The sequence below is a fragment of the Streptomyces sp. WG5 genome, assembly GCF_049974565.1.
GTDB lineage: Bacteria > Actinomycetota > Actinomycetes > Streptomycetales > Streptomycetaceae > Streptomyces.
On sequence record NZ_JBNGGC010000015.1, the window covers coordinates 74,772 to 99,883 of the forward strand.

A 25,112-nucleotide genomic window follows, 5' to 3' on the forward strand; every position below is an offset into this window, starting at 1 on the left:
GGATCTTTCCCTCACCCTGCCGGACAACACGCTATGCGGAACGGTGATTCCCCTCACGGGCGGGGTCGGACACCCGGGTGTGTGCCGCTCACCCGATCGGGAACCCCGTGTAGGCCTCGGCGAGGTCGGTCTCCGCGGCGCGGGAGGAGGCGATCCGCTCCAGGCGGGCCAGCTGGAGCCGTTCCTCGAAGGGGGTGGCGTCCGGCGCGCGGTGCAGGAGGGTCGTCATGTCGTACGAGAAGCGCTCGGCCTGCCAGACGCGGCGCAGACAGGTGTCGGAGTAGGCGTCGAGGAGTTCGTCGGAGCCGGTCCGCGTGCGGTGGGCCAGCGCCCGGGCGAGGGTGACGACGTCCCCGACGGCGAGGTTGAGGCCCTTGGCGCCGGTGGGCGGCACGATGTGCGCGGCGTCGCCGGCCAGGAAGAGGCGGCCGTACCGCATGGGCTCGTGGACGTAGGAGCGCATGGGCGTGACCGACTTCTGGGTGATCGGGCCCCGGCGCAGGACCCAGTCGTCGTCGGTCTCGAAACGGTGTTCCAGCTCGGTCCAGATCCTCTCGTCGCTCCAGCTCTCGGCATCCGTGTCCGCGGGCACCTGGAGGTAGAGGCGGGAGACGGAGGGGGAGCGCATGGAGAGCAGCGCGAAACCGCGGTCGTGGCGGGCGTAGACCAGCTCGTCGTGCGAGGGGGCGACGTCGGCGAGGATGCCGAGCCAGCCGAAGGGGTACGTCCGTTCGAAGGTGCGGACCGGTCCGGCCGGGACCGCGGCCCGGGCCACTCCCCAGAAGCCGTCGCAGCCGGCGACGTAGTCGCACTCCAGGACGTCCTCGACGCCCTCGTGCCGGAAGCGGACCCTCGGGTGGCCGGTCCCGGCCCCCTCCACCGCCAGCCCCTCGGCCTCGAACAGCAGCGGGCCGCCGTCCTCGAGCTGGAGGGCGATGAGGTCCTTGCAGACCTCGGTCTGGGCGTAGACCATGACGGACCTGCCGCCGGTGAGCGCGGGGAAGTCGACGCGGTGGCGCCGCTTCGCGAACCGCAGCTCGATCCCGTCGTGGCGCAGCCCCTCACGGTCCATCCGCGCTCCGGCCCCGGCCGCGCGCAGGACGTCCACGGTGCCCTGCTCGAGGATTCCGGCGCGCTGCCGCCGCTCGACGTAGGCGCGGTCGCGGCTCTCCAGGACGACCGAGTCGATCCCGGCGTTGTGGAGCAGCCGGGCGAGGAGGAGTCCGGCGGGGCCGGCCCCGATGATGCCGACGGTGGTGCGCATCGGTCGTTCCCTTCGATTGGCGTCGTTGCCGTCACGGTGGGGGTGAGCACCTCCCACCGCGCCCACCGCACTGCCCTGTTCGCATGGTGAAATTTCCTTCACTCATGCTCGCCAGAGTCTCGGCCTCCCGCGCGCCGCTGTCAACGGGTGCGCAGGGTGCCCTCGGGATCGCGTGACGGCCCGGCGGCTCCGCGGGCGGGCCCGCGGCGGCATCCGGGGCGGGCTTCGGAGTGGGCCGACGGCGGATCGTCCCGGCGCAGGTGACGGGGCAGGCCCGGACCCGCTCGCGGCGGCTCCCGGCCCAGGTGACGGGGCAGGCCCCGGGATCGACTCGCGGCGGCTCCCGGCCCGGGTGACGGGGCAGGCCCCGGGGTGGGCCCGCGGCGGTCTGCGGGGCGGGCGCCCGGGGGGCGGCCTCCGGGGTGGGCCCGCCGCAGGCGGCTCAGCCCTCCCGGTGGTCCCGCAGGAGCCGCTGGATCTCGGCCAGCCTCTCCCGGTCGGTGCCCCGGCCGCCGCTCGCGAGGGCGTCCAGACGTTCGGCGGTGCGGAAGTCGTACGCGCGTTCCTCTTCCTCTCCCGGTACGGCGTCGTACGTCTCCTTGTCGGCGAAGCCGACGACGACGTCCACGACCTTGGCGAGGATCCAGGTCAGGACGAAGGAGAACGCGGCCACGGCGAGGATCGCGACGATCTGCTTCCAGAGCAGGGAGCCGCCGCCCCCGTAGAAGAGGCCCTCCTTGCCGCTGACGTCGGCCGTGGCGAACAGGCCGACCATGATCAGGCCGACGAGGCCGCCCGCGCCGTGCACACCGACCACGTCGAGGGTGTCGTCGACGTTCAGCCGGTACTTCAGGGTGATGGCGAACGCGCAGACGGCCCCGGCGACGAGTCCGGTCACCAGCGCGCCGGTGGGGTCGATCTCGCCGCACGCCGGGGTGATGGCCACCATGCCGGCCACCGCCGCCGAGCCCACGCCCATCATGGTGACCCGTCGCGTACGCCAGTACTCCACCAGCGGCCAGGTGACCATCGCGCCGGCCGCACCGAGCTGCGTGTTGATGAAGGCCGTGGCGGCGGTGCCGGTGTCCCGGACGGCCGACCCGGCGTTGAAGGCGAGCCAGCCGAACCAGAGCAGGGCCACGCCGATCATGACCAGGGGGATGTTGTTGGGCCGCGGCTCCTTGCGCCGGAAGTCCGCCGGGCCTCTGATGACCAGGGCCGCGGCCAGCCCGGCGATGCCGGAGTTGAGCTCCACCGGCAGGCCTCCGGCGAAGTCCAGCGCGCCCAGGTGCTTGGTGATCCAGCCGTTCTCCGTGTCGAAGACCCAGTGCGCGATCGGCACGTACACGATCAGCAGCCACAGCGCCGAGAAGACCAGCCATCCCCGCATCCTGACCCGGCCGGCGATGGACCCGCTGATCAACGCCACCGTGACGATGGCGAAACCCATCTGGAAGGTGGCGTACACGTAGGTCGGGATCGAGTCGGTCAGCGTGTTCGGCTCGATGCCGCGCAGGAAGGCGTGGTCCAGGTTTCCGATGAGTCCGGCGCCGCCGACGTCCGGGCCGAAGACGAGCGAGTATCCGACGAGGTACCAGAGGATGCTCACGAAGCACAGCGAGGCGAAGCTCATCTTGAGCATCACCAGGACGTGCTTGGTGCGGACCATGCCGCCGTAGAAGAAGGCGAGGGCGGGGGTCATCAGCAGCACCATGGCCGCCGCCGCCAGCATCCAGGCGGTGTCACCGGAGTCGTAGGCGGGCGGCATGGGGGCGGGCGCGGTGATCACGGGCATGGCCTCCTGGACGCGGGGACAGGACGGGGGCGGGGACGGACGGGACGGAGCGGTGCGGAGCGGGGCGGGGCGGGGCGGGGCGGGGACGGGGCGGGGACAGGGTGGTCGGACTACGCTTTACGCAGGTCAGGTGCGGGGTGGCCGGTGAGCAGTCGGCGTACGGCGTCCCAGGCGGCCCGGACGGCGCCGGTGACCCGGGGCTCCTCGTGGCCGAGGACGCGCACCCAGGCCCCGCAGTCGTCCGGGAGGACGCTCGCCCCGTGCAGCACCTCATGGCCCGTCAGGGACTCGTGCAGGGCGTCGGCGATCTCCGCGGCGGGGCACCGGCCGCTCACCACGAACAGGGACGCGACGTGGTCGTGCCCGGCGAAGACACCCGGGCCGTCCACCCCGCCGTGGCGCCCGGGGGCGAGCCGCAGCGTGTCCACCGCCAGCAGGGTGCCGTCGGGCCGGCGGATCTCCAGGTCGCCGGTGAGGACGGTGTAGGCGTGGCGCTCGCCGCGGGCGAGCCGGCCCGCGGTGACCGTCTCGCCGTAGACGGCCGTGGCGTCCTCGTCGACGGTGAGACGGACGCTCTGGTGGAACCGCGCGCCCCGGAAGGGGATGAGCGGGTCGGGCAGGTACTCGACGTAGGCGCCCTCGGCGGCGGTCAGGCGGACCAGCTGCGTCGCGTAGTCCTGCTCCATCCGGTAGACCTTGGTGGCCGCCTGCGTGGTGAGGAGCACCTGGGTGCCCGGACCGCAGCGCAGGTCCTGGCGGTAGCGGTCGGCCTGGGCGATGCCGCCGCCCGTGGCCATCACGTAGACGCACGCCATGCCGGGCAGCGCCGGGTCGACGTGGAGCGGGCGCATGATCTCCAGGGGCGACTTCTGGTACCGCTCGACCAGCTCGGTGCGCTCCCCCCGGCGGGCGAACCCGAGGTCGAGGATGCCGACCTTGGCCGGCGAGCCCGGGCCGAGCGTCTCGGGCGTGCCCGAGAACGCCGACAGCTCCGGTGGGAGCCGGACGGGCTCGTAGTGGTCCGGCGCGAGCCGGTCGCGGACGGCCGGCATGTCAGGTCAGGACCTTGCGCCGGGACTCGAGGAAGGCGAGGACCCCGTCGACGCCCTTGCCGGTCAGGCAGTCGGTGAGCACCACGGGTCCGTCACCGCGCACCCGGTGGGCGTCGGACTCCATGACGTCGATGTCGGTCCGCACGTACTGGGCGATGTCGATCTTGTTGATGACCAGCAGGTCGGAGTCGGTGATGCCCGGCCCCCGCTTGCGCGGCATCTTCTCCCCCTCGGCGGTGTCCAGGACGAAGACGAACACGTCGACCAGGGCCGGGCTGAAGGTGAGCGTCAGGTTGTCGCCGCCGCTCTCGTAGAGGAGGACGTCGACGTCGGGGCAGCGTTCCAGCATCTCCGCGCCCGCCGCCATGTTCATCGTCGGGTCGTCGCGTACGGCGGTGTGCGGGCAGGCGCCCGTCTCGACGCCCACCACGCGGTCGCCGTCCAGCACTCCGTCGAGCGTGCGGCGGATGTGCTGGGCGTCCTCCTGGGTGTAGATGTCGTTGGTGATCACGGCGGGCCGGTGGCCCTGCTTGATCAGCATCGGGACGAGGGCCTCGACGAGAGCGGTCTTCCCCGATCCGACGGGTCCGCCGATCCCCACGCGCAGTACGTTGTCTCGCACCTGTCCTTCTCTCTTCCTCTTCGGTCGCCGGCCGTTCGCGGCCGACGGGTGGTCAGCTGGCGAACAGCCGGGCCTCCGCCCGCTCGTGACGGCCCGACATGACGTCCACGGCGAAGGTGGTCGCCCCGAGGTCGTCGAGGCTGCGGGCCAGCGCCTCGCGGGTGGTCTCCTCGATCACCGGGGCCGTCCGCCGCAGCAGGCCCTGGGCCAGCCGGTGATCGGTCAGCCTCAGCCTCAGCGCCGCTCCGGCGAAACTGGCGCAGAACGCGAACAGGTCGGCGGCGACGGCCTGCCGCACGGGCACGCCGGTCGCCGCGTACACGACCCCCGCGGCGACGGCCTGGGTCCCCGGAGCCTGACGGTCCGCGACCGTGCGGTGGTACCGGGCGATGCCGGCCGCGCCGAAGACCTCGGCGGCGAGGTCCAGCAGCTGGCGCCCGGTACGGGTCGCCGCCTGCCGCATCTCGCGGCCCAGCTTCGTCGCGTGCAGCCGGCGGTCCGTCGCGGCCACCGTGTCCCAGTCGTCCGCCGCGGCGGCCCGGTGGGCCAGGGCGAGCGCGGTCGCGTCGGAGGGGCCGACCCCGTGCCGGAGGACGTCGTGGAGCAGCGCGGCGAGGGAGTCGTGGCCGACCGCCCTCTCCTGGACGAAGCCCTCCAGGCCGTGGGACAGGGTGTAGAACCCGCTGGGGAACGCCGAGTCGGTCAGCTGGAGGCTGACGAGCAGGTGCCCCAGGTCGTGCGCCGGGTCCGGCCCCGGGGCACCGGAGGCCGGCGTTCCCGAGGCCGTCGCCCCGGGGACGGCCGGCGCGGCCCCGTCCGGTTCCGTCGTCTCGTCGCGGTACATGGGCGGGTCAGGTCAGGAAGAACAGCTGGTTGAGGGGCAGCTTCTGGGCCGGTTCGATGGTGACGACCTCGCCGTCCACCGTGACCCGGTACGTCTCCGGATCCACCTCGATCTCGGGGAGGACGTCGTTGCGGACCATGTTGTGCTTGCCGATCGTGCGGGTCTTGAGCACCGGGAGCACCCGCCGCTCCAGACCGAGCTTCTCCGGCACCCCGGCCGCGATGCCGGCCTGGGACATGAAGGTGACGTGCGTCGACTGCATGGCCCGTCCGTACTGGCCGAAGGACGGCCGGTAGTAGACGGGCTGCGGGGTGGGCAGCGAGGCGTTCGGATCGCCCATCTGCGCCCAGGAGACGATGCCGCCCTTGATGACCATCTTGGGCTTGGCCCCGAAGGAGTGCATCGGCCACAGGACGATGTCCGCCAGCTTGCCGGCCTCCAGCGATCCCACGTAGTCCGATACGCCGCTGGCGATGGCCGGGTTGATGGTGGCTTTGGCCAGGTAGCGCAGGACGCGCTGGTTGTCGTTGCGGTCGGAGTCCTCCGGCAGCGGGCCGAAGGCCTCCTTGCACACGTGCGCGATCTGGAAGGCGCGGGTGACGGACTCGCCGATCCGGCCCATGGCCTGGGAGTCGGACGAGATCATGCTGATGATGCCCCGGTCGTGCAGGACCGTCTCGGCGGCGATGGTCTCCGCCCGCACCCGGCTGTCGGCGAAGGACACGTCCTCGGGGATGTCGTGGCTGAGGTGGTGGCACACCATCACCATGTCCAGCAGTTCGTCCACGGAGTTCTTGGTGTACGGCAGCGTCGGGTTGGTGGAGGACGGCAGGACGTTCGGCTCGCCGGTGACCCGCAGGATGTCGGGGGCGTGTCCGCCGCCCGCGCCCTCGCTGTGGAAGGTGTGGATCGTGCGGCCGTCGATCGCGGACCGGGTGTCCTCGAAGAAACCGCCCTCGTTGAGGGTGTCGGTGTGGATGGCGACCTGGACGTCGTGGCGGTCGGCGACGGCGAGCGCGTTGTCGATGACGGCGGGGGTGGCGCCCCAGTCCTCGTGGACCTTGAGCGCGGCGGCGCCCGCCTCGATCTGCTCGTCCAGCGCGGCGGGGAGGCTGCCGTTGCCCTTGGCCATGATGCCGATGTTGACCGGCAGGTCCTCGGCCGCCTCCAGCATGCGGGCCATGTTGTAGGGGCCGGGCGTGCAGGTCGTGCCGTTGGTCCCGTCCGTCGGCCCGGTGCCGCCGCCGAAGAGGGTGGTGATGCCGTTGCTGAGCGCCTGCTGGCACTGCTGGGGCGAGATGAAGTGCACGTGCGAGTCCAGTGCCCCGGCGGTGGCGATCAGGTGCTCGCCGGCGATGACCTCCGTGCCGGTGCCGACGACGAGCCGGGGGTCGACGGCGTCCTGCGTCTGCGGGTTGCCGGACTTGCCGATGCCCGCGATGAATCCGTCCTTGACGCCGATGTCGCACTTGACCACACCGATCACCGGATCCATGACCACGACGTTGGTGATGACGAGGTCGAGGGCGCCCTGCGCGGCGGTGGCCTGCGGGTCCGAGGCCATGCCGTCGCGCATGGTCTTGCCGCCGCCGTAGACCACCTCGTCCCCGTAGGAGCCCTCGCGTACGTCCTTCTCGACCTCCACTACGAGGTTGGTGTCGGCCAGCCGGAACCGGTCGCCCACCGTGGGACCGAACAGGTCGGCGTACTGCTTGCGGGAGAGGGTCGGCATGTCAGTGGGATCCCTTCTTCTTGGACTTCTCGGCGCCGCCCTTGCCCGGGCCGCCCTCCTGCTCCGCGTCGGCATCGCCGCCCGCCCCCCGGAACCCCCGTTGCAGCGCCCGGCTGACGGCCTCCACCCGGGCCGGGTGCGACTTGACGCTGCCGTTGAGGAGACCGCTGAAGCCGGTGAGGCGCCCGGTGCCCGCGTACGCGCACAGCTCGACCTCGCGGGTGCCGCCGGGCTCGAAGCGGACGGCCGTGCCGGCGGCGATGTTGAGATGCATGCCGAGCGTGGCGTTCCGGTCGAACTCGAGGGCGGAGTTCGCCTCGAAGAAGTGGTAGTCGGAACCGACCTGGATCGCCCGGTCGCCGGTGTTGCGGACCGTCACCTTGACGGTCCGCCGGCCGGCGTTGATCTCGATCGGGTCGTCGCCGTACTGGTAGCGAGGGGGAAGTGTCATCGAAGGCTCCTGCTGGATGGGAGGACATGCGGGTCCGCGCCGCGGCGCGGGACGGAGTCGGTGCGGCGGGATCCCCGGGGAGCGGCGTCGGCCGGCCCCGGGCTGACGGCCCGAAGGGTGCGGGGAGAGCCGTGGGCGCCCTGCCCGTCCTGGGCCCGGACGGGGGCGGGCCCGCCCGGGCCGTGGCTGTGACCACCCGGACCGTGGCTGTGACCACCCGGACCGTGGCTGTGGGAGTGCCCGTGGGCGTCGGCCGCGGTGAGGCCCCGGGACAGGCCGTCGTCGCCGTGCCGGTCGCGCAGGTGCCAGGCCTCGGCGACACGCGCGCCCAGTACGCCCGCCACCGCGGACGCCGCGAGGAGGGGCCCGCCCGGCTCGCAGTGTTCCGGGTCCGGCACCGGCGGGGCCGCCCAGGCGGCCGGGAGCAGGACGACGCGCTCCGCGCCGAGGGCACGGCAGCGCCGTACGCCTTCGGCCGGGTCCGGGTCGCCCCCGGTGAGGGCCACCTCGACCGTGCGGTGCCGCCCGTACTGCCGCACCAGACGGGCGATCCGGAACAGGTCCGCGTCGACGAAGGGGTCCCCGGACGGAGCGGTGACCAGCAGTGCGCTGGTCTCCGGCACCCGCGTGGCCGCCGCCCGGAGCCAGCCGGTCAGGTGCTCCGCGGTGCCGAAGGGCTCGGCCAGCACGGTCCCGGAGCGTTCCTCCGCGGACAGGCCGAGCAGGGTGCGGGCGGCGTCGGCGACCAGTTCCGGATCGCGGCCCAGGGTCATCGGCACCACGCAGACCGGTTCGCCGCGGGCGCGCAGCGCGCGGACGCACCGGAACAGTTCACGGCCGCCGGTCACGCAGGACACCCGGGGGTCCAGCAGACCGCGTACGGCACGCCCGCCGTCGCTCTCGTGACCGCAGACGGCGACCACCTCGCCCCGGCGCACGGGTCAGCCGCCGACCGGGTCGTGGCAGGAGACGAGCTTGTTGCCGTCGTCGAAGGTCGCCTCCACCTGGAGCAGCGGCAGCATCTCCCGCACGCCCTCCATGGTCTGCTCCTCGCCGACGACCTGCCGGCCCAGTTCCATGCAGTCGGCGACGCTCTTGCCGTCCCTGGCGGCTTCGAGGATGGCCTCGGTGATGAGCGCCACCGACTCGCTGTAGTTGAGCTTCAGGCCGCGCTCCCGGCGTTTGCGGGCCAGGTCCGCCACCACGTACACGAGCAGCTTGTCGATCTCTCGGGGGGCCAGGTTCATGGGGACTGCCTTCCTCGGTCACGCGTACGCGTGACGCGGTCGCGGGCGGGCCGGGGGTCTCAGGAGTCGTCGGCGCGCACGGTGATGCGTGACAGGACGGGCACGGCCGCCAGCAGTGCCCAGGTGGTGATGTTGAACGGCCAGGTGAAGGTGTGGCTGCCGAAGTCGTCGAAGAGCACCGACAGCGAGGCCGTCAGACCGGTGCTGGCGGCGGCGGCCAGCACCGTGTAGGCGTAGTTCCACGGGGACGGACGCAGCAGGACGACGCCGAACGCGAGGCTGGTCAGGACCGCGTTGTAGCCGTAGATCCCCTCGCCGATCAGTACGGCCGGGGCGCCGAGCGCCCACGCGGTGAGGATCCCGACGACACTGCCCAGCACGGCGAACAGCCCCACCCGCCATCCGGCCAGGAAGAGGCCGGCCAGCATGATCAGGCCGACGTACCAGGTCTCGACGAAGAAGATCTGGGAGATGTTCGAGAAGAAGCCCTGCCACAGGTCGGTCCAACTGACGTCGGGGCTCCTGGAGGTGGCCGGGGTGACCGCGGACTCGGGGGTTCCGTGCCAGACGCGCTCGAAGGAGGGGGCGCCCAGGACCATCACCAGGGAGACCAGGCAGAACGGCCCGGTGAACGCCTTCAGTCCGAAGGGACGCAGCAGGTTGCCGAGGGCGGCGGTCACCAGCGTGCACATCACGGCCGCGCTCACGGCCATGACGTAGGTCGAGGGGTGGTGGCCCAGGTACACCAGCATGGCGATGCCGCCCAGCACGCCGCAGTAGGTCATCAGCCCCTGGACCACGGAGTCGCGCGGTACGGCGAGAAGCCGTGCGGTCAGCGTGGAGACCACCGCTCCGATGGTGGCGAAGAGGCCGATCTCCCAGCCCGCCACCCAGAGGGCGACGAGGATCACCAGCGACGTCCACACGCTCGCCTGGAAGTCCACCTGGCCCACACCGCGCAGCGCGCCGAGCGCCGTTCCCTTCCACGGGTGCGACGGCGCATCGGCGCGGCGCCCGGGTGGCTGAGTGGCCACGCTGCCTCCTACAGGGCGAGGCCTCTGACGGGCCGTCGGCTGGGTGCGGGGCTGTCGTCGTTCGGCGTGGAGCTGTTTGATCGATCGCCAGCTAAGGTGACGATATGCACCTTATTGGCGATATGCACCTTCATCGTCACCCGGATCACACGGGCGGTTCACAGGGGCCCGTGGTCGCCGCGGTGGCGGTCGGTGGAGCGGTGGGCGCCCTCCTGCGCTACGCGGCTTCCCGCCTGTGGCCCAACGGCAGCGACGCCGCGCTGCTGTGGCGGACCGGCGAGGCCGCCTTCCCCTGGACGACCCTGCTGATCAACGTGGTCGGGTGCTTCCTGATGGGAGTGCTCACCGTCGCGCTCAAGGAACGGTTCACCCGTGCGCCCCGCCTGCTGAACCCCCTGCTCGGCACCGGCGTCCTCGGCGGCTTCACCACGTTCTCCTCCTACACCGACGACACCCGGCGGCTGTTCGAGAACGACCAGCCGGGCGCCGCCGTCGGCAACCTCCTGCTGACGGCGGCGGGAGCCCTGACCGCGGTGGTCCTGGGAGTGCTCCTGGCGCGCCTGCTGCTGACACGCCCCCGAGGCGCGCGGGCCGGACGGGGCGGTGGGGCCTGATGGGTGAGTGGCTGCTGGTCCTGGCCGGCGGAGCGGTCGGCGCGCCGGTCCGCCATCTGATCGGCGCGGCGGCCCGGGAGCACCTGCGGTCCGCCTTCCACTGGGGCACGTTCCTCGCCAACATGGCCGCGGCGCTGCTCCTGGGCTTCCTCGTCGAGGCCGGCACCGAGGGAGCGCTCGGCGATTCCGGGCAGGCCCTGCTGTCCACGGGCTTCTGCGGTGCCCTGTCCACCTGGTCGACGTTCTCCAACGAGGTCCACTCCATGGCCACCGCCCGGCACGTCGTCGGCGCCGCCGGCTACGTGTTCGTGACGGTCGCCCTCGGTCTCGGGTTGTCGTTCGCGGGTATGGCGGTCGCCCAGGCCCTGTGGTGATCACGGCCGTCACCCGGACGGCGCACGGGTGGCGCACCGGACCGCCCCGCCTCGACCGGGGGCGCACGGCACGGTCGATGGCGGCCTTCGGACTCTCCTTCGGCGCGGTCACGGCGGTCGCCGGGGTCCACAGCGGGATCTTCGCCGCGATGGGCTGCTACGTCGACGCCTACGGCACCCGCGACCCCTACCCCCGGCGGGGCCCGCTGCTCGCCAGTCTTTCGGCGGCCTTCGTCGTGGCCTTCGCCGCGGGGTCCGCGGCCGCGGGCGACGTGTGGGCGATGGCGGCGGTGCTCTCCGTCGTCGCCGTCGTCGCCACCCTGTTCGTCCGCACCCTGCATCTGAGCGGGCCGGGCAGTTACTTCGTCATCCTGGTCGCCGCCCTGGCGGCCTTCCTGCCGCCGGCGGACCTCGCGGACACGGCGGTCCGGGCCGGCTACCTCGCCCTGGGGGCCGCCCTGTCCTGGGTCTTCGGCATGTCGGGCCGGCTGTCCCGGCCGTACGGACCCGAGGAGCGGGCGGTGTCGGCCGCCTTCCGGTCGGTCGCGGCGTTCGCGGACGCGCAGGCCGGGGCCCGGGCCAGGTCCGGGGCGGGGAGCCCGCCGGACGACGTCGCCGCCGCCGGGCGGAGCGCCTACGTGGCCGTGCACGGAGCGTGGGCGGCGCTCGACGACGCCCGGGGAGGCGGACGGGCAGCGCCCGCCCCACGGCGGATGCTGCTCTACGCCCTCATGACCACGCTGGAACCCCTGCTCGACACGGTGCAGAACAGGGCGGAGCGGGGCGGTGCTCCGGTACCCGCCGACCGGGTCGCGTGGCTCCGCGCCACGGCCGCGGAGATCACGGCGGGCCGGGTGCCGGGGCCCTGTCCCGACGGAGCCGACGGCCCCGCCGGCCCCGCTGGGCCCGACGGACCCTCTGGACCTGCTGGACCCGACGGTCCCGCTCGACCCGACGGACCCGACGGTCCCGCTCGACCCGACGGACCCGACGGTCCCGCTCGACCCGACGGACCCGACGGTCCCGCTGGACCCGGCGGTCCCGACGGTCCCGCTCGACCCGACGGTCCCGCTGGACCCGACGGATCCGATGGCCCTCTCGGTGCGGGCACCGGTGCGGCCCCGTCCGGCCCCCGCGGCCGGGAGACGCCCCCGGGGCTCCTGGAGACCGCGCGGGAACGCTGGCCCGTACCGCTCCCCCCACGCAAGAGCGTGGGCGCGGAGCTGCGCCGTCTGCTGTCCCGCTCCTCCCCCGCCCTCCCGATCGCCCTCCGGGTCGGGCTCGCCGTCGCGGTGGGCACCGTACTGGGCTCCGTACTTCCGCTCCTGCACCCGGCGTGGGTGGCCGTGGGCGCGGCCGCCGCCCTCCAGGGCGGGCCGGGTCGACAGCCCGCGCAGCGCGCGCAGGCGCGGCTCGTCGGGACCGTGGCCGGGGTGGCGGTCACGGCTCTCGTCTTCCACTCCTACCAGCCGGGCACGTGGGTGACCGTCGCCGTGGCCACCGTCGCGCACGCGGTCTCGCGCGGCGTGCCCCCGGGCGCCCTCTTCGTACGCACCCTGCTGAACACACCGGTCGCGTTGCTGCTGGTCGCCGCCGCTTCCTCGACCGGCCTGGGCACGCTCGCCGCCTTCCGGTTCCTCGACCTGACCCTCGGCCTCGCGCTCGGGGTGGCCGTCGCCCTGCTGGTGCGCGGTGTGCCACGGCGCAGGGTGTGCGCGGCGGTGGCGAACGCCGTGTCGGCGGCGGGGGCCGCCGTACAGGACCGCCTGCGCACGGGGACGGTCCGGGCCGCCGCCGCGGGGGCCTCCTGGCAGCGGATGGCGGAACTGTGGGACATGCATGCCGCGGTGCCCGCCGAGGAGATCCGCACGACCGGCACGGCGGACCGGCTGTGGCCGGCCGTCCTGGCGGTACGCCGCCTGCTGTCCTGGACCGTGCTCGGCGGCCCCGTGCCCCCCGCCCCCGACGACGGCGCCCGGGCCGGGAGCTACGCGGACGCCCTGGCCCGGGCGGCACGCACGGGCCTGCCCGGCTCGCCCGGCCTCCGGGCGGCGCTCGCCGGAGCGACCCACGTGCCGGATCCGGAACTGCACCGGAGGCTGACCGCCTTGGGAGACGCGCTGCTACGTCCCGCTCCCGCGGCCCCGGCCGACGACGGCACCGGGGGGAGATGAACGAACCACGCCTGGCCGCCCGCCGTCGGACAGGTGGCCGGTCTCCTCGCAAGGGCCGGGGCGCATGCCATGGACGGGGCGACGGGACGCGGGGCGATGTGCTCCCCCGCGATGCCGCCTCCGTGTCCCCCGTCGTGAAAGGGCACGGTGCCGACCGGTCGCCCGGGCCGGGCGGCACCGGTCGCGAGAAGAGTGCCCGGAGCCGGACTTGAACCGGCACGCCCGCGAAGGGGCAGCGAGGTTTAAGCTCGCCGTGTCTGCATTCCACCATCCGGGCAGGCCATGGGCTCCGCTTCGAGTGTCCCGAGCCTATCGGGGCGCGACCCCCGCACAGCGGGCGGGCGGAGCGATGTTGTCTTATTTTATTGGCGCCTGAGGGGTCATCAGCTCCGGGTGCGGGCCATCCACACGTGCCAACACCCTTGCGTGCGGCGGTCGGCCACGCATGCGGAATGACGGAATTTCACCGTCTCTACAAGGGCGCCCGCCCCGTTCTCGCTCCAGGGCTGCCACGGGGGCGCCGTCGGGGGCACATCGCGGGCGGACACGTCAGGGGCGTCACGGGCGGGCGCGTCAGGGGCGTCCCTCATCCCCAGGTATGACGCCGGCGTCCCGGATGCGACCGAAGTCCCCCCTCGGAACCGGAACAGCGGTTGACGACACGGCACCTCACGGCCGGGAGGATGGAGAACGTCCCCGAGCACACGCCGTACCGACAGGAGCGCCCTTCCCGTGACCACCGCACCCATCGCCGACCGGTCCACCACCGTGGCCGCACGTGCCACGGAGGTTTCCAAGATCTACGGCCAGGGCGAGACCCAGGTGGTCGCCCTGGACCGGGTCTCCGTCGACTTCCGACAGGCCCAGTTCACCGCGATCATGGGCCCCTCCGGCTCCGGCAAGTCCACACTGATGCACTGCGTCGCCGGGCTGGACACCTTCTCCTCCGGCTCGGTGCGCATCGGCGACACCGAACTGGGCTCGCTGAAGGACAAGCAGCTGACCAAGCTGCGCCGGGACAAGATCGGTTTCATCTTCCAGGCGTTCAACCTGCTGCCGACGCTGAGCGCGCTGGAGAACATCACCCTTCCGATGGACATCGCGGGCCGCAAGCCGGACAAGCAGTGGCTGGACTCCGTGATCGGGATGATCGGGCTGTCCGACCGGCTCGGCCACCGTCCCTCCCAGCTCTCCGGCGGCCAGCAGCAGCGGGTGGCCGTGGCCCGGGCGCTGGCCTCCCGCCCGGAGATCATCTTCGGTGACGAGCCGACCGGGAACCTGGACTCCCGCTCGGGCGCCGAGGTGCTGGGCTTCCTGCGCAACTCGGTGCGGGAGCTGGGGCAGACCGTGGTGATGGTGACCCACGATCCGGTGGCCGCCGCCTACGCGGACCGGGTGGTCTTCCTCGCGGACGGACGCATCGTCGACGAGGTGTACGGGCCGACGGCCGACTCGGTGCTGGACCGCATGAAGCAGTTCGACGCCAAGGGCCGCACCAGCTGACCCGTCGTCCACCGGCCCGTCCACCGGCCCGTCCCCGCCCCTGACGCGTACGTGCCTCCGTACGTCCGTACCCCGTACGTACGTGCCTCCGTACGTCCGTGACTCCGTACGTCAGTACGTCAGTACGTCAGTACGTCCGTGACTCCGTACGTCAGTACGTCAGTACGTCCGTGACTCCGTACCTCCGACAGAGAAGACCCATGTTCCGTACCGCCTTGCGCAACGTTCTCGCGCACAAGGCCAGGCTCTTGATGACCGTACTCGCCGTGATGCTCGGCGTGGCGTTCGTGTCGGGCACCCTGGTCTTCACCAACACCATCACCGACGCCCTGCAGAACAGCTCCGCCAAGGGCTTCGACCAGGTCGACGTCGCCGTGACGACCGAGTACCAGGACGCCGAGGGCGACAAGGTCGGCGAAGTCCCCGAGCTGACCGAGGCCCTCCTCGACGACAGTGCGAAGGTGCCCGGGGCGGCCTCCGCCATCGGCGTGGTGACCGGCTTCACCGCCGTCGCCGACAAGGACGGCGACCTGATCGGTGACGGCTGGAGCACGCAGGGCGGCAACTACTGGGGGGAGAAGGACCCCCGGTACCCGCTGGTCGACGGGCGCGCCCCGAAGGGCACGGGCGAGATCCTCATCGACTCCAAGACCGCCGAGCGCACCGGCTACGGCGTCGGCGACACCGTGCGGATGTCCATCGACGGTCCGGTGCTGACCCCGAAGGTCACCGGCGTCTTCACCACCGACGACGGCAACGTCGCGGCCGGCGGCACCCTCACCCTGTTCGACACCGCGACCGCGCAGAAGGTCTTCGGCAAGACGGGCACGTACGACGAGATCGCCGTCAAGGCGAAGGCCGGTGTCACGCAGGCCGCGCTGAAGGCGCAGCTCGACCAGGCGCTGCCGAAGGACCTCGTCGAGACCACCACCGGTGAGAAGCTGGCCGACGACCAGGCGGAGATGATCGCCTCGTCGATGAGCGGCATGAAGCAGGGTCTGCTGGTCTTCGCCGGCATCGCGCTGTTCGTCGGCACGTTCATCATCGCCAACACCTTCACGATGCTGGTCGCCCAGCGCACCAAGGAGCTGGCGCTGATGCGGGCGGTCGGCGCCTCCCGCCGGCAGGTCACGCGGTCGGTGCTGATCGAGGCGTTCGTGGTCGGTGTCGTCGCCGCGGTGACCGGCCTGCTCGCGGGCATCGGCATCGGGGCCGGAATGCGCTCCCTGATGGGTTCGCTGGGCGCGGTCGTGCCCGACGGACCGCTGGTCGTCTCCCCGGGCACGGTCGTCGCGGCGCTCGCGGTCGGTGTCCTGGTCACCATGCTGGCGGCGTGGCTGCCGGGTCGCCGGGCGGCGAAGATCCCGCCGGTCGCGGCGATGAGCAGCGTCCACGCCACGGCCACGACGAAGTCGCTGGTGCTGCGCAACACGCTGGGCGCGCTGGTCTCGGCCGCCGGTGTCGCGGTCGTCCTCGCGGCGACGACGATGGAGGGCTCCGACGGGCAGGCCCCGATGGGCATGGGCGCGGTGCTGCTGATCATCGGCGTGTTCATCCTGACGCCGCTGCTGTCCCGTCCGCTGATCGCCGCCGCGGCGCCGGTGCTGCGCGTGTTCGGCGTCTCGGGCAAGCTCGCCCGGCAGAACTCGGTGCGCAACCCGCGCCGCACCGCCGCCACCGCCTCCGCGCTGATGATCGGCCTCACCCTGATCACCGGCATGACGGTGATGGCGGGCAGCCTGCAGAAGTCGATCGACAAGATGGCGGCGGCGGCGATCGAGGCCGACTACGTGGTCTCCATGGCCAACGGCAACTACCTCAGCCCCGACGTCGCCGAGAAGCTGCGCGAGGCCGACGGGGTCACCGCCATCAGCCCCCTGCGCAACGCGGAGTCCCGCATCGGCGGACAGACCGAGTACCTCACCGGCGTCGACGGCTCCACGATCGGCGAGCTGGCCGACGTGAAGGTCGAGCAGGGCGCCTTCCGGATCGGCGGCACCGACGTCGTCGTGGACACCGGCACCGCCGAGGACCACGGCTGGAAGGCCGGCTCCGCGTTCACCGTCGCCTACGAGGACGGCGAGAAGCAGCAGCTGAAGGTCGCCGGGGTCTACGAGGGCAACGACATGATCCGCGGCATCATGGTCGACCTCGCCAACGTCGCCCCGCACCAGTCGGACCCGGTCGACATGCAGGTGATGGTGAAGATGTCCGACGGGGCCTCCGCGGCCTCGAAGGACAGCCTGGTGAAGGCGCTCGACACCAACCCGGCGATCCAGGTCCAGGACAAGCAGGACATCTCCAACGAGGTCGCGAAGATGTTCACGCTGATGCTGAACATGCTCTACGGCCTGCTGGCCATGGCGGTGATCGTGGCCGTCCTCGGTGTCATCAACACCCTGGCCATGTCGGTCTTCGAACGCTCCCAGGAGATCGGCATGCTGCGGGCGATCGGCCTGGACCGCAAGGGCATCAAGCGGATGGTCCGCCTGGAGTCCCTGGTGATCTCCCTCTTCGGCGGTGTGCTCGGCATCGGTCTCGGCGTGTTCTTCGGCTGGGCGGCCGGACAGCTGATGGGCACGACGATCCCGACGTACGAACTGGTCCTGCCCTGGGCCCGGATGGGTGTCTTCCTTCTGCTGGCCGCCGCCGTGGGCGTCCTGGCGGCGCTGTGGCCGGCCCGCAGGGCGGCGCGCCTGAACATGCTCCAGGCCATCAAGGCGGAGTAACCGGTACGCACGAGGAGGGCCCCGTTCCCGGGTGGGAGCGGGGCCCTCTCGCGTGCGACGGGCGCGGGATCAGTTCCAGGTGCGGGCGCGCAGCGGCATCCCGGAGCCGCCCGGCTCGGGGGTCTTCACGGCGAGGACCTGGTTGACGCCGATGCGGTTGCGCTCGAAGGCGAGCGCGGAGGCGGCCATGTACAGCTGCCAGACGCGGGCCCGGCCGGGGCTGACGAGCCGGGTGGCCGCCGCCCAGCCGGACTCCAGGTTGGCCACCCAGCGGCGCAGGGTGAGCGCGTAGTGCTCACGGAGCGACTCCACGTCGCGCACCTCGAACCCGGCGCGTTCCAGCTGGGCGACGGTGCTGCCGACCGGGGCCAGTTCGCCGTCGGGGAAGACGTACGCGTCGATGAACGCGTCCACGGTGTAGGCGGACTCGTCCCGCTGGGGACGGCGGGCGATCTGGTGGTTGAGCAGCCGTCCGCCGGGCACCAGCAGCCCGAACAGGTCGACGGCGTACTCCAGGTAGCGCTCGGCGCCGACGTGCTCGGCCATACCGATGGAGGAGATGGCGTCGTACGGCCCGTCGGCGACGTCCCGGTAGTCCTGGACGCGGATCTCCACCCGGTCGGTGAGGCCCTCACCGGCGACGCGCTTGCGGGCGTAGGCGGCCTGCTCCTGGGAGAGGGTGACGCCGACGACGCTCACGCCGTGCTCGCGGGCCGCGTGGATCGCCATGGAACCCCAGCCGCAGCCCACGTCGAGCAGGCGCTGACCGGGGCTCAGGCCGAGCTTGCGGCTGACCAGTTCGAGCTTGTCGCGCTGGGCGTCCTCCAGGGTGCCGCCCTCAGCCTCGGGGGCCTGCCAGTAGGCGCAGGAGTAGACCATGGAGGGGCCGAGGACGAGCTCGTAGAAGTCGTTGCCGACGTCGTAGTGGTGGCTGACAGCCCGCCTGTCGCTGCGCTTGGTGTGCAGGTGGCGGCGGGCCCGGCGGACCTCCTCCGGTGGCGGGGCCGGCGGCAGCGGCGGCCCGGCGAGCCTGGCCAGACCGCGTACGGCGGCCCGGACCTCCGGGTCGCGGAGCGCCTCGACGACACCGCGGGCGTCGTCACCGCGCTCCCAGACGAGACCCGCGAGCAGCCCGAGGGCGGTGTAGAGGTCACCGTCGATGTCGAGGTCGCCCGCCACCCAGGCGCGGACCAGGCCCAGTTCACCCGGCTTGAACAGCAGGCGGCGCAGGGCCCTGCGGTTGCGGACGACGAGGGTCGGCGTGCCCGGCGGACCCGCCTGCGAACCGTCCCAGGCACGGATGCGCACCGGGAGCGGTGTTCCCAGCAACTGTTCGAAGAGGTTCTGCAGCCGCAGCGCGGCGTCAGCCATGGCATACCTCCGTGACGAGCGATCCCGGAATGTCCCACACCACGTAAACACCTGGGAGCCCGCCGTACAGTCCCGGCGCGCGTGACGGCCGAGCAAAACACCTGTACACACCAAGAGGTCTTTCGCCCGGTCGGCACAGCGCGAAGGGGCCGCCCGCACCACGGATGGCGGGCGGCCCCTTCGAGGGCACTACGGGTACTGCTGGTACTGCGTGTGCTGCGGGTACTGCAAGGTTCTGCCGGTACTGCAAGGTCCTGCCGGTACTGCACGTCCCGCCGGTACCGCAGCGGTACGGACGGCCGGAGGTCAGAAGGTCAGGAGGCCTTGGCCTTCTCCTCGGTCTTCTCCGCCTTCGCGGCCTGCTCGCCCTTGTCGGCGGCCTTCGGCGCGGCGGCCGGCGCCGGCTTGGCGGCCTCGTAGAACTCCTCGCGCGGGGTCTCCATCGCGCCGAGGGAGACGACCTCGCGCTTGAGGAACATGCCGAGCGTCCAGTCCGCGAAGACGCGGATCTTGCGGTTCCAGGTCGGCATGGCGAGACCGTGGTAGCCGCGGTGCATGTACCAGGCGAGACGTCCCTTGAGCTTGATCTTCATCTTGCCCATGACGATCATCGCCACGCCCTTGTGCAGGCCGAGGCCCGCCACCGCGCCCTTGTTGGCGTGGCTGTACTCCTTCTGCGGGAAGCCCCGCATGCCGGAGACGACGTTGTCGCCGAGGACCTTGGCCTGGCGCAGCGCGTGCTGGGCGTTCGGCGGGCACCAGGCGTTCTCGTTGCCCGCCTTGCGGCCGACGAGGTCGGGCACCTGGGCGTTGTCGCCCGCGGCCCAGATGTAGTCGGTGCCGGTGACCTGGAGGGTCGGCTGGCAGTCGACGTGACCGCGGGGGCCGAGCGGGAGACCGAAGCGGGAGAGCGCCGGGTTCGGCTTGACGCCGGCCGTCCACACGATGGTGTTGGAGTCGACCTCCAGGCCGTTCTTCAGCACCACGTGGCCGTCGACGCAGGAGTCCATGGACGTGGACAGGTAGACCTCGACGCCGCGGCCCTCGAGGTGCTCCTTGCCGTACTGGCCGAGCTTGGGGCCGACCTCGGGAAGGATCTTGTCGGCGGCGTCCACGAGGACGAAACGCATGTCCTCGCGGGAGACGTTCCGGTAGTACTTGGCCGCGTCGCGGGCCATGTCCTCGACCTCACCGATGGTCTCCGCGCCGGCGAAACCGCCGCCGATGAAGACGAAGGTGAGCGCCTTGCGGCGGATCTCCTCGTCGGTGGTGGAGTCGGCCTTGTCGAGCTGCTCCAGAACGTGGTTGCGCAGGCCGATGGACTCCTCGATGCCCTTCATGCCGATGCCTTGTTCGGCGAGGCCGGGGATCGGGAAGGTGCGGGAGACCGCGCCCATGGCGATGACCAGGTAGTCGAACGGCAGCTCGTACGCCTCGCCCACCAGGGGGGCGATGCGCGCGACCTTGCGGTCCTGATCGATGGTGGTGACCCGGCCGGTGAGAACCTCCGCCTTCGGAAGCACGCGCCGCAAGGGGACGACGACGTGCCGCGGGGAGATGTTGCCGGCGGCGGCTTCGGGGAGGAAGGGCTGGTAGGTCATGTACGACCGCGGGTCGACGACGGTGACGGTCGCCTCGCCGTAACGCATCTTCTTCTGGATGCGTCGAGCTGCGTACAGGCCTACGTACCCACCGCCTACTACGAGGATCCTGGGACGCTCCGTGGTGCTCATGCCATCGAGTATCCACCCGCCTGAGGGGGGTGGTTCGTGCGCCCCTTCACAAGCTTCGGTGAAGGCTGTGCTACTATCCGCCGCCCACGTGACGGAGATCATGGCGGGGGAAGGAACCAGCGTGTAGTGCGCTCCGTTGTCAATGCCGCGTGAGCTGCTCCTCCGCACCTCCGAGGGCAGTGAACCACCATCCCGCGACCTCTTTCCGGACCCCTTGCGGAACACCGCCCTGAACGCGTTCAAAGGGCGGCTGAACCCCCAAAAGGGTCAACCGGCGCGCTCCTGTCGTCCGGCAGGACCAAATTCCTTGTGAAGAACTTCACGAAGTTTCCCGACGGGATGTCGCCGAAGGGCCCCGGAGGGCCCTCGCAGCACGCTCATCCGCAGCCCGTCCCGCTCGGACCGCGACCGGGGACACCTACGCCACCGACCACGCGATGCCGTCGAGGATCGCTCAGGAACGCGACTCCCGACAGATCTCCGTGTGTACACGCACACGCGTACACTGGGCTCATGACCGAGAACACCGTGACCGTACGGGAAGCCCGAGCCCACCTGGCCGACCACATCAACCGGGCCGAGGAAGGCGTCCCGACCGTCATCACGCGCAAGGGAGCCCCGGTGGCGGCCGTGGTTCCGATCTCGGACTTCGAAGCGCTGGAGGAAGCGGCCGATGTGATGCTGGCGCGCGAGGCCGAAGCGGTGCTGGCCGAGGGCGGCACCACCGTGACCATGGCGGAACTGCTGGCGGACCTGTTCACCGAGCGGGACGGCGAGGCGGCGTGAAGTACGCCTTCCGGTTCACCACGGCGGCGCAGCGGCAGCTCCGGGCCCTCAGCCGACCCGACGCCATGCGCATCCTGACCGCGCTGACCGCACTCGGTGACGACCCGTACCGCCAGGACGCCGACGTCAAGAAGCTCACCGGCCCGTCCGGGCTCTACCGGCTGCGGGTCGGAAGCTACCGGATCGCTTATCAGATCAACGACGGCGAACTCGTGGTCCTGGTCGTCAAGGTGGGCGACCGGCGGGACGTCTACCGCAACCTGTGATGCCCCGCCCGGCACCCATGTCGCCGGGCACCGCCCCTCAACAGGCCTCGCTCGCCGCGTAATGAGCGATGCCGTCGAGAATGTCGTGCTCGCTCACGACGACCTCCTCCGCGCCCGTCCGCTCCATGATCGACAGCAGTACGAGAGCGCCCGCTCCGATCACGTCCACGCGGCCGGGGTGCATGGAGGGGACGGCCGCGCGCTCGGCGTGCGTGGAGCGCAGCAGCCAGTCGGTGATCTCCCGGACGCGCGCGCGGGAGATCCGGGAGTGGTGGATGGCGGCCGAGTCGTACGCGGGCAGCTCCTGGGCGATCGCGGAGACGGTCGTCACCGAACCGGCCAGCCCCACCAGCGTGCGCGCCTCGCGCAGCGGCACCGTCTCCTCGGCGAGGTCCAGGGCGGCTTCGATGTCGGCCCGCATCGCCGCGACCTGCTCGGCGGTGGGCGGGTCGGTCACGGCCCCGTCGCGCACCAGGTGCCGCTCGGTCATCCGCACGCAGCCGACGTCCACGGAGCGGGCCGCGCGCACGTGGTCGTCGCCGACCACGAACTCGGTCGAGCCGCCGCCGATGTCGACGACCAGGTAGGGCTTTTCGAGGTGGTCGCGGCCCGCCAGCTCCTTGGTGGCGCCGGTGAAGGAGAACTCGGCCTCCTGGTCGCCCGAGATGACCTCGGGCTCCACGCCGAGGATGTCCAGCACCCCGTGCACGAAGTCGTCCCGGTTCTCCGCGTCCCGGGAGGCCGAGGTGGCCACGAAGCGCAACCGCTCCACGGCGTGCGCCTCGATGATCCCGGCGTACTCGCGGCAGGCGGCGAAGGTCCGCTCCAGCGCCTCGGGGGCCAGCCGCCCGGTGCGGTCGACGCCCTGGCCGAGCCGCACGATGGTCATGCGGCGGTCCAGGTCGGTCAGCTCACCGGTCCCGGGGTCGGCGTCGGCGACCAGCAGCCGGATGGAGTTCGTACCGCAGTCGATGGCGGCGACACGGGTCACTTGCCGTCCTCCTCGTCCGTGAGAGCCGGAAGGGACACGCACGGCCCCTTGCGCCACCACTCGGGCAGCATCGCGATCGCCTCGTCGCCCAGCGGGTTGACGCCGGGGCCGGCCGCCAGCGAGTGGGCGACCAGCACGTGCAGGCACTTGACCCGGTCCGGCATGCCGCCCGCGCTCGGGAAGCCGGTCAGCTCCTCGATCTCGTCGCGGCGCCGGATGTAGTCCTCGTGCGCGGCCCGGTAGGCGCCGGCCAGCTCCGGGTCGGCGGCGAGGCGCTCGGTCATCTCCTTCATCACGCCGTTCGCCTCCAGCGTGCCGATGGCGGAGGCCGCCTTGGGGCACGTCAGGTAGTACAGCGTGGGGAAGGGAGTGCCGTCGGGCAGCCGCGGCGCCGTCTCCACGACGTCCGGCTGTCCGCAGGGGCAGCGGTGCGCGATGGCGCGCAGGCCGCGCGGGGGGCGTCCGAGCTGCTGCTCGAAGGCCTCGACGTCCGCGTCGGTGGGCTCGGTGCGCGGGGTGGTCGGCGGGGGAGTCTGCATGGCTGTCTTCTGCTGGTCTTCCTGTTGAGTCACTGCCGGCGCTGTCGGTTCACTGCCGGCGGGCGGCGGTGTCGGCCTTGTCGACCCCGTCCCATACGTTCCGGTACCAGGGGCGGTCGGCGGCACCGGCCTCGGCGCGGGCCTTCCTGGCCGCGTCCGGGTCGATGACGACGAATCCGGTCTCCCCCGGCATCACGTAGTGCAGCCGAAGCCGGATCTGCTGCTCGGCGTAGGCGTCGTCCTCCCAGCGTGCCTTGAGGTCGCGCAGGTCCTCGACCCGGTCCCGGGTCTCCTGCTGCTCCCGCCGCAGATCGGCGATCTCGGCGCGCTGGGCGACGTACTGCCGTATCGGGTAGGCGAGCGCCACGACGAGCGAGCAGAGCACCATCGCGAGCAGCGCGGCCCGGCCGGTCAGCCGGGAGCGACGGGCCTGGCGCTTGGTCTGCGAGCGGTAGACCCGGGCCGCGGTCTGTTCCCCGATGATCCGGATCCTGGTCGCGGTGGAGAAACGGTCCCGGTCCTTCACGGCCATCCTGGTCTCCGCCTCCCGTGCACACGCGTACGTCCCCGCACACGGTACGGGACCGGGTACGGGGACGTACGTACGACGCTGCCTCTCGGGGCCGCGGTCAGCCCTTGAAGCGCGGGAACGCGCTGCGGCCGGCGTACACCGCGGCGTCGTCGAGGATCTCCTCGATGCGCAGCAGCTGGTTGTACTTGGCGACGCGCTCGGAGCGGGCCGGGGCGCCGGTCTTGATCTGGCCGCAGTTGGTGGCGACGGCCAGGTCGGCGATGGTGACGTCCTCGGTCTCGCCGGAGCGGTGGGACATCATGCACTTGAAGCCGTTGCGCTGGGCCAGCTCGACGGCGTCCAGGGTCTCGGTCAGCGAACCGATCTGGTTGACCTTGACCAGCAGGGCGTTGGCGGCGCTCTCCTCGATGCCGCGGGCGAGGCGCTCCGGGTTGGTGACGAACAGGTCGTCGCCGACGATCTGGACCTTGTCGCCGAGCTTGCCGGTGAGGATCTTCCAGCCGTCCCAGTCGTCCTCGAACAGCGGGTCCTCGATGGAGACCAGCGGGTACGCCTCGACCAGCTCGGCGTAGTACTCGGTCATCTCGGCGGCCGTGCGCTCCTTGCCCTCGAAGGTGTAGGAGCCGTCCTTGTAGAACTCGGACGCGGCGACGTCGAGGGCGAGGGCGATCTGCTCGCCGGGGGTGTAGCCGGCTTCCTTGATGGCCTCGAGGATGAGGTCGAGGGCCTCGCGGTTGGAGCCGAGGTTGGGGGCGAAGCCGCCCTCGTCGCCGAGGCCGGTGGCCAGGCCCTTGCTCTTCAGGACCTTCTTCAGGGTGTGGTAGACCTCGGCGCCCCAGCGCAGGGCCTCGGAGAAGGACTCCGCGCCGATCGGGGCGATCATGAACTCCTGGATGTCCACGTTGGAGTCGGCGTGCGAGCCGCCGTTCAGGATGTTCATCATCGGCACCGGCAGCAGGTGCGCGTTGGGGCCGCCCAGGTAGCGGAAGAGCGGCAGGTCGCTGGCCTCGGAGGCGGCGTGGGCGACGGCGAGCGAGACGCCGAGGATGGCGTTGGCGCCGAGCGAGCCCTTGTTGTCGGTGGCGTCCAGGTCGAACATCGCCTGGTCGATCAGGCGCTGCTCGGTGGCGTCGTAGCCGACGAGCTCCGGGCCGATCTGCTCGATGACGGCCAGGACGGCCTTCTCGACGCCCTTGCCCAGGTAACGGTTGGAGTCGCCGTCACGGAGTTCGATGGCCTCGAAGGCGCCGGTGGAGGCGCCGGACGGAACGGCGGCACGACCCGTGCTGCCGTCGTCGAGGCCGACCTCGACCTCGACCGTGGGGTTGCCTCGGGAGTCCAGGATTTCCCGGGCTACGACGACGTCGATGGACGGCACGAGCATCTCCTTCTTCAATGTGACGCTTCGGTGTGACGCGCGGGTCCACAGGACCGCAGCGGCTCTGCGGGACCGAGCCTA

At 71.8% G+C, this 25,112-nt stretch carries 23 protein-coding genes and 1 tRNA gene; 7 read left to right on the top strand and 17 right to left on the bottom strand.

The annotated features are described in order from the left end of the window. Positions 1–88 precede the first annotated feature (88 nt). The 10 genes from ACP4IX_RS17865 to ACP4IX_RS17910 form a co-directional block, all read right to left on the bottom strand. Positions 89–1,264 (bottom strand): 4-hydroxybenzoate 3-monooxygenase, encoded by a 1,176-nt coding sequence (locus ACP4IX_RS17865; protein ID WP_426556072.1) that lies wholly within the window; start codon positions 1,262–1,264, stop codon positions 89–91. A 442-nt stretch (positions 1,265–1,706) separates the two neighbouring features. After that, a complete protein-coding gene (locus ACP4IX_RS17870) occupies positions 1,707–3,053 on the bottom strand; it encodes an ammonium transporter (RefSeq protein WP_426521428.1) in 1,347 nt (448 codons plus the stop codon). A gap of 116 nt (positions 3,054–3,169) precedes the next feature. After that, a complete protein-coding gene (locus tag ACP4IX_RS17875) occupies positions 3,170–4,111 on the bottom strand; it encodes an urease accessory protein UreD (protein ID WP_426556073.1) in 942 nt (313 codons plus the stop codon). Between the two features lies 1 nt (position 4,112). Next, positions 4,113–4,733 (bottom strand): urease accessory protein UreG, encoded by a 621-nt coding sequence (gene ureG / locus ACP4IX_RS17880; RefSeq protein ID WP_426521316.1) that lies wholly within the window; start codon positions 4,731–4,733, stop codon positions 4,113–4,115. 52 nt (positions 4,734–4,785) lie between these two features. Continuing rightward, the gene (locus ACP4IX_RS17885) at positions 4,786–5,577 is read right to left on the bottom strand and encodes an urease accessory protein UreF (RefSeq protein WP_426556074.1); all 792 of its coding nucleotides are present in this window, start codon (positions 5,575–5,577) and stop codon (positions 4,786–4,788) included. A gap of 7 nt (positions 5,578–5,584) precedes the next feature. After that, positions 5,585–7,309, bottom strand: coding sequence for an urease subunit alpha (ureC, locus tag ACP4IX_RS17890; protein ID WP_426521312.1), 1,725 nt, complete (start codon positions 7,307–7,309; stop codon positions 5,585–5,587). 1 nt (position 7,310) lies between these two features. Further along, positions 7,311–7,760, bottom strand: coding sequence for an urease subunit beta (locus tag ACP4IX_RS17895; RefSeq protein ID WP_426556075.1), 450 nt, complete (start codon positions 7,758–7,760; stop codon positions 7,311–7,313). Beyond that, positions 7,757–8,698: a sirohydrochlorin chelatase gene (locus ACP4IX_RS17900; protein ID WP_426556076.1), complete on the bottom strand. Its 942-nt coding sequence runs from the start codon at positions 8,696–8,698 to the stop codon at positions 7,757–7,759. Before ACP4IX_RS17900 ends, ACP4IX_RS17895 begins: the two co-directional genes overlap by 4 nt. A 3-nt stretch (positions 8,699–8,701) precedes the next feature. Then, positions 8,702–9,007 carry an urease subunit gamma gene (locus ACP4IX_RS17905; protein ID WP_426521306.1) on the bottom strand — a complete coding sequence of 102 codons (306 nt, stop codon included), beginning with the start codon at positions 9,005–9,007 and terminating at the stop codon, positions 8,702–8,704. A 59-nt stretch (positions 9,008–9,066) separates the two neighbouring features. Next, on the bottom strand, positions 9,067–10,041 hold the full coding sequence (locus tag ACP4IX_RS17910) for an urea transporter (RefSeq protein ID WP_426521304.1): 975 nt from the start codon (positions 10,039–10,041) through the stop codon (positions 9,067–9,069). A gap of 122 nt (positions 10,042–10,163) precedes the next feature. Here ACP4IX_RS17910 and crcB point away from each other — a divergent pair, with 122 nt between their 5' ends. The 3 genes from crcB to ACP4IX_RS17925 all read left to right on the top strand — a co-directional run bounded on the left by crcB (position 10,164) and on the right by ACP4IX_RS17925 (position 13,203). Continuing rightward, positions 10,164–10,655: a fluoride efflux transporter CrcB gene (gene crcB, locus ACP4IX_RS17915; RefSeq protein ID WP_426521303.1), complete on the top strand. Its 492-nt coding sequence runs from the start codon at positions 10,164–10,166 to the stop codon at positions 10,653–10,655. Continuing rightward, the gene (locus tag ACP4IX_RS17920; RefSeq protein WP_426521301.1) at positions 10,655–11,029 is read left to right on the top strand and encodes a fluoride efflux transporter FluC; all 375 of its coding nucleotides are present in this window, start codon (positions 10,655–10,657) and stop codon (positions 11,027–11,029) included. Before crcB ends, ACP4IX_RS17920 begins: the two co-directional genes overlap by 1 nt. A 77-nt stretch (positions 11,030–11,106) precedes the next feature. Beyond that, positions 11,107–13,203 carry an FUSC family protein gene (locus ACP4IX_RS17925; protein ID WP_426556077.1) on the top strand — a complete coding sequence of 699 codons (2,097 nt, stop codon included), beginning with the start codon at positions 11,107–11,109 and terminating at the stop codon, positions 13,201–13,203. Positions 13,204–13,396: 193 nt separating this feature from the next. On the opposite strand, the gene ACP4IX_RS17930 is transcribed toward ACP4IX_RS17925, so the two are convergent. Then, a tRNA-Leu gene (locus tag ACP4IX_RS17930) sits at positions 13,397–13,480 on the bottom strand. 455 nt (positions 13,481–13,935) lie between these two features. Here ACP4IX_RS17930 and ACP4IX_RS17935 point away from each other — a divergent pair. Together ACP4IX_RS17935 and ACP4IX_RS17940 are read left to right on the top strand one after the other, a co-directional pair. Continuing rightward, complete coding sequence (locus tag ACP4IX_RS17935) at positions 13,936–14,706, top strand: ABC transporter ATP-binding protein (RefSeq protein ID WP_426521297.1); 771 nt, start codon at positions 13,936–13,938, stop codon at positions 14,704–14,706. Positions 14,707–14,906: 200 nt separating this feature from the next. Next, positions 14,907–17,435: an ABC transporter permease gene (locus tag ACP4IX_RS17940; RefSeq protein ID WP_426556078.1), complete on the top strand. Its 2,529-nt coding sequence runs from the start codon at positions 14,907–14,909 to the stop codon at positions 17,433–17,435. Positions 17,436–17,504: 69 nt separating this feature from the next. Here ACP4IX_RS17940 and ACP4IX_RS17945 read toward each other — a convergent pair whose 3' ends face one another. Both ACP4IX_RS17945 and ACP4IX_RS17950 read right to left on the bottom strand, forming a co-directional pair. Then, a complete protein-coding gene (locus tag ACP4IX_RS17945; protein ID WP_426556079.1) occupies positions 17,505–18,806 on the bottom strand; it encodes a class I SAM-dependent methyltransferase in 1,302 nt (433 codons plus the stop codon). A gap of 314 nt (positions 18,807–19,120) precedes the next feature. Beyond that, entirely contained in the window at positions 19,121–20,539 is a 1,419-nt protein-coding gene (locus tag ACP4IX_RS17950) for an NAD(P)/FAD-dependent oxidoreductase (RefSeq protein WP_426521291.1), read from the bottom strand. A gap of 513 nt (positions 20,540–21,052) precedes the next feature. Here ACP4IX_RS17950 and ACP4IX_RS17955 point away from each other — a divergent pair. Then, positions 21,053–21,325: a type II toxin-antitoxin system Phd/YefM family antitoxin gene (locus tag ACP4IX_RS17955; protein WP_426521289.1), complete on the top strand. Its 273-nt coding sequence runs from the start codon at positions 21,053–21,055 to the stop codon at positions 21,323–21,325. Continuing rightward, complete coding sequence (locus ACP4IX_RS17960; protein ID WP_426521287.1) at positions 21,322–21,591, top strand: type II toxin-antitoxin system RelE family toxin; 270 nt, start codon at positions 21,322–21,324, stop codon at positions 21,589–21,591. The genes ACP4IX_RS17955 and ACP4IX_RS17960 overlap by 4 nt, the downstream gene beginning before the upstream one ends. A 37-nt stretch (positions 21,592–21,628) precedes the next feature. Here ACP4IX_RS17960 and ACP4IX_RS17965 read toward each other — a convergent pair whose 3' ends face one another. The 4 genes from ACP4IX_RS17965 to eno form a co-directional block, all read right to left on the bottom strand. After that, the gene (locus ACP4IX_RS17965; protein WP_426556080.1) at positions 21,629–22,582 is read right to left on the bottom strand and encodes an exopolyphosphatase; all 954 of its coding nucleotides are present in this window, start codon (positions 22,580–22,582) and stop codon (positions 21,629–21,631) included. Continuing rightward, positions 22,579–23,121 (bottom strand): DUF501 domain-containing protein, encoded by a 543-nt coding sequence (locus ACP4IX_RS17970; protein ID WP_426521283.1) that lies wholly within the window; start codon positions 23,119–23,121, stop codon positions 22,579–22,581. The genes ACP4IX_RS17965 and ACP4IX_RS17970 overlap by 4 nt, the downstream gene beginning before the upstream one ends. A gap of 49 nt (positions 23,122–23,170) precedes the next feature. Beyond that, the gene (locus tag ACP4IX_RS17975) at positions 23,171–23,653 is read right to left on the bottom strand and encodes an FtsB family cell division protein (RefSeq protein ID WP_426521281.1); all 483 of its coding nucleotides are present in this window, start codon (positions 23,651–23,653) and stop codon (positions 23,171–23,173) included. A 97-nt stretch (positions 23,654–23,750) separates the two neighbouring features. Then, complete coding sequence (eno, locus tag ACP4IX_RS17980; protein ID WP_426521279.1) at positions 23,751–25,031, bottom strand: phosphopyruvate hydratase; 1,281 nt, start codon at positions 25,029–25,031, stop codon at positions 23,751–23,753. Positions 25,032–25,112 lie beyond the last annotated feature (81 nt).

Bases quoted from the DNA above. Each gene is read 5' to 3' on its own strand.
- ACP4IX_RS17885 (WP_426556074.1), bottom strand. From the start codon at position 5,577: ATGTACCGCGACGAGACGACGGAACCGGACGGGGCCGCGCCGGCCGTC.
- ACP4IX_RS17875 (WP_426556073.1), bottom strand. From the start codon at position 4,111: ATGCCGGCCGTCCGCGACCGGCTCGCGCCGGACCACTACGAGCCCGTC.
- ACP4IX_RS17920 (WP_426521301.1), top strand. From the start codon at position 10,655: ATGGGTGAGTGGCTGCTGGTCCTGGCCGGCGGAGCGGTCGGCGCGCCG.
- ACP4IX_RS17925 (WP_426556077.1), top strand. From the start codon at position 11,107: ATGGCGGCCTTCGGACTCTCCTTCGGCGCGGTCACGGCGGTCGCCGGG.
- ACP4IX_RS17955 (WP_426521289.1), top strand. From the start codon at position 21,053: ATGACCGAGAACACCGTGACCGTACGGGAAGCCCGAGCCCACCTGGCC.
- ACP4IX_RS17940 (WP_426556078.1), top strand. From the start codon at position 14,907: ATGTTCCGTACCGCCTTGCGCAACGTTCTCGCGCACAAGGCCAGGCTC.
- ureC (WP_426521312.1), bottom strand. From the start codon at position 7,309: ATGCCGACCCTCTCCCGCAAGCAGTACGCCGACCTGTTCGGTCCCACG.
- ACP4IX_RS17905 (WP_426521306.1), bottom strand. From the start codon at position 9,007: ATGAACCTGGCCCCCCGAGAGATCGACAAGCTGCTCGTGTACGTGGTG.
- ACP4IX_RS17950 (WP_426521291.1), bottom strand. From the start codon at position 20,539: ATGAGCACCACGGAGCGTCCCAGGATCCTCGTAGTAGGCGGTGGGTAC.
- crcB (WP_426521303.1), top strand. From the start codon at position 10,164: ATGCACCTTCATCGTCACCCGGATCACACGGGCGGTTCACAGGGGCCC.
- ACP4IX_RS17945 (WP_426556079.1), bottom strand. From the start codon at position 18,806: ATGGCTGACGCCGCGCTGCGGCTGCAGAACCTCTTCGAACAGTTGCTG.
- ACP4IX_RS17975 (WP_426521281.1), bottom strand. From the start codon at position 23,653: ATGGCCGTGAAGGACCGGGACCGTTTCTCCACCGCGACCAGGATCCGG.
- ACP4IX_RS17865 (WP_426556072.1), bottom strand. From the start codon at position 1,264: ATGCGCACCACCGTCGGCATCATCGGGGCCGGCCCCGCCGGACTCCTC.
- ACP4IX_RS17895 (WP_426556075.1), bottom strand. From the start codon at position 7,760: ATGACACTTCCCCCTCGCTACCAGTACGGCGACGACCCGATCGAGATC.
- ACP4IX_RS17970 (WP_426521283.1), bottom strand. From the start codon at position 23,121: ATGCAGACTCCCCCGCCGACCACCCCGCGCACCGAGCCCACCGACGCG.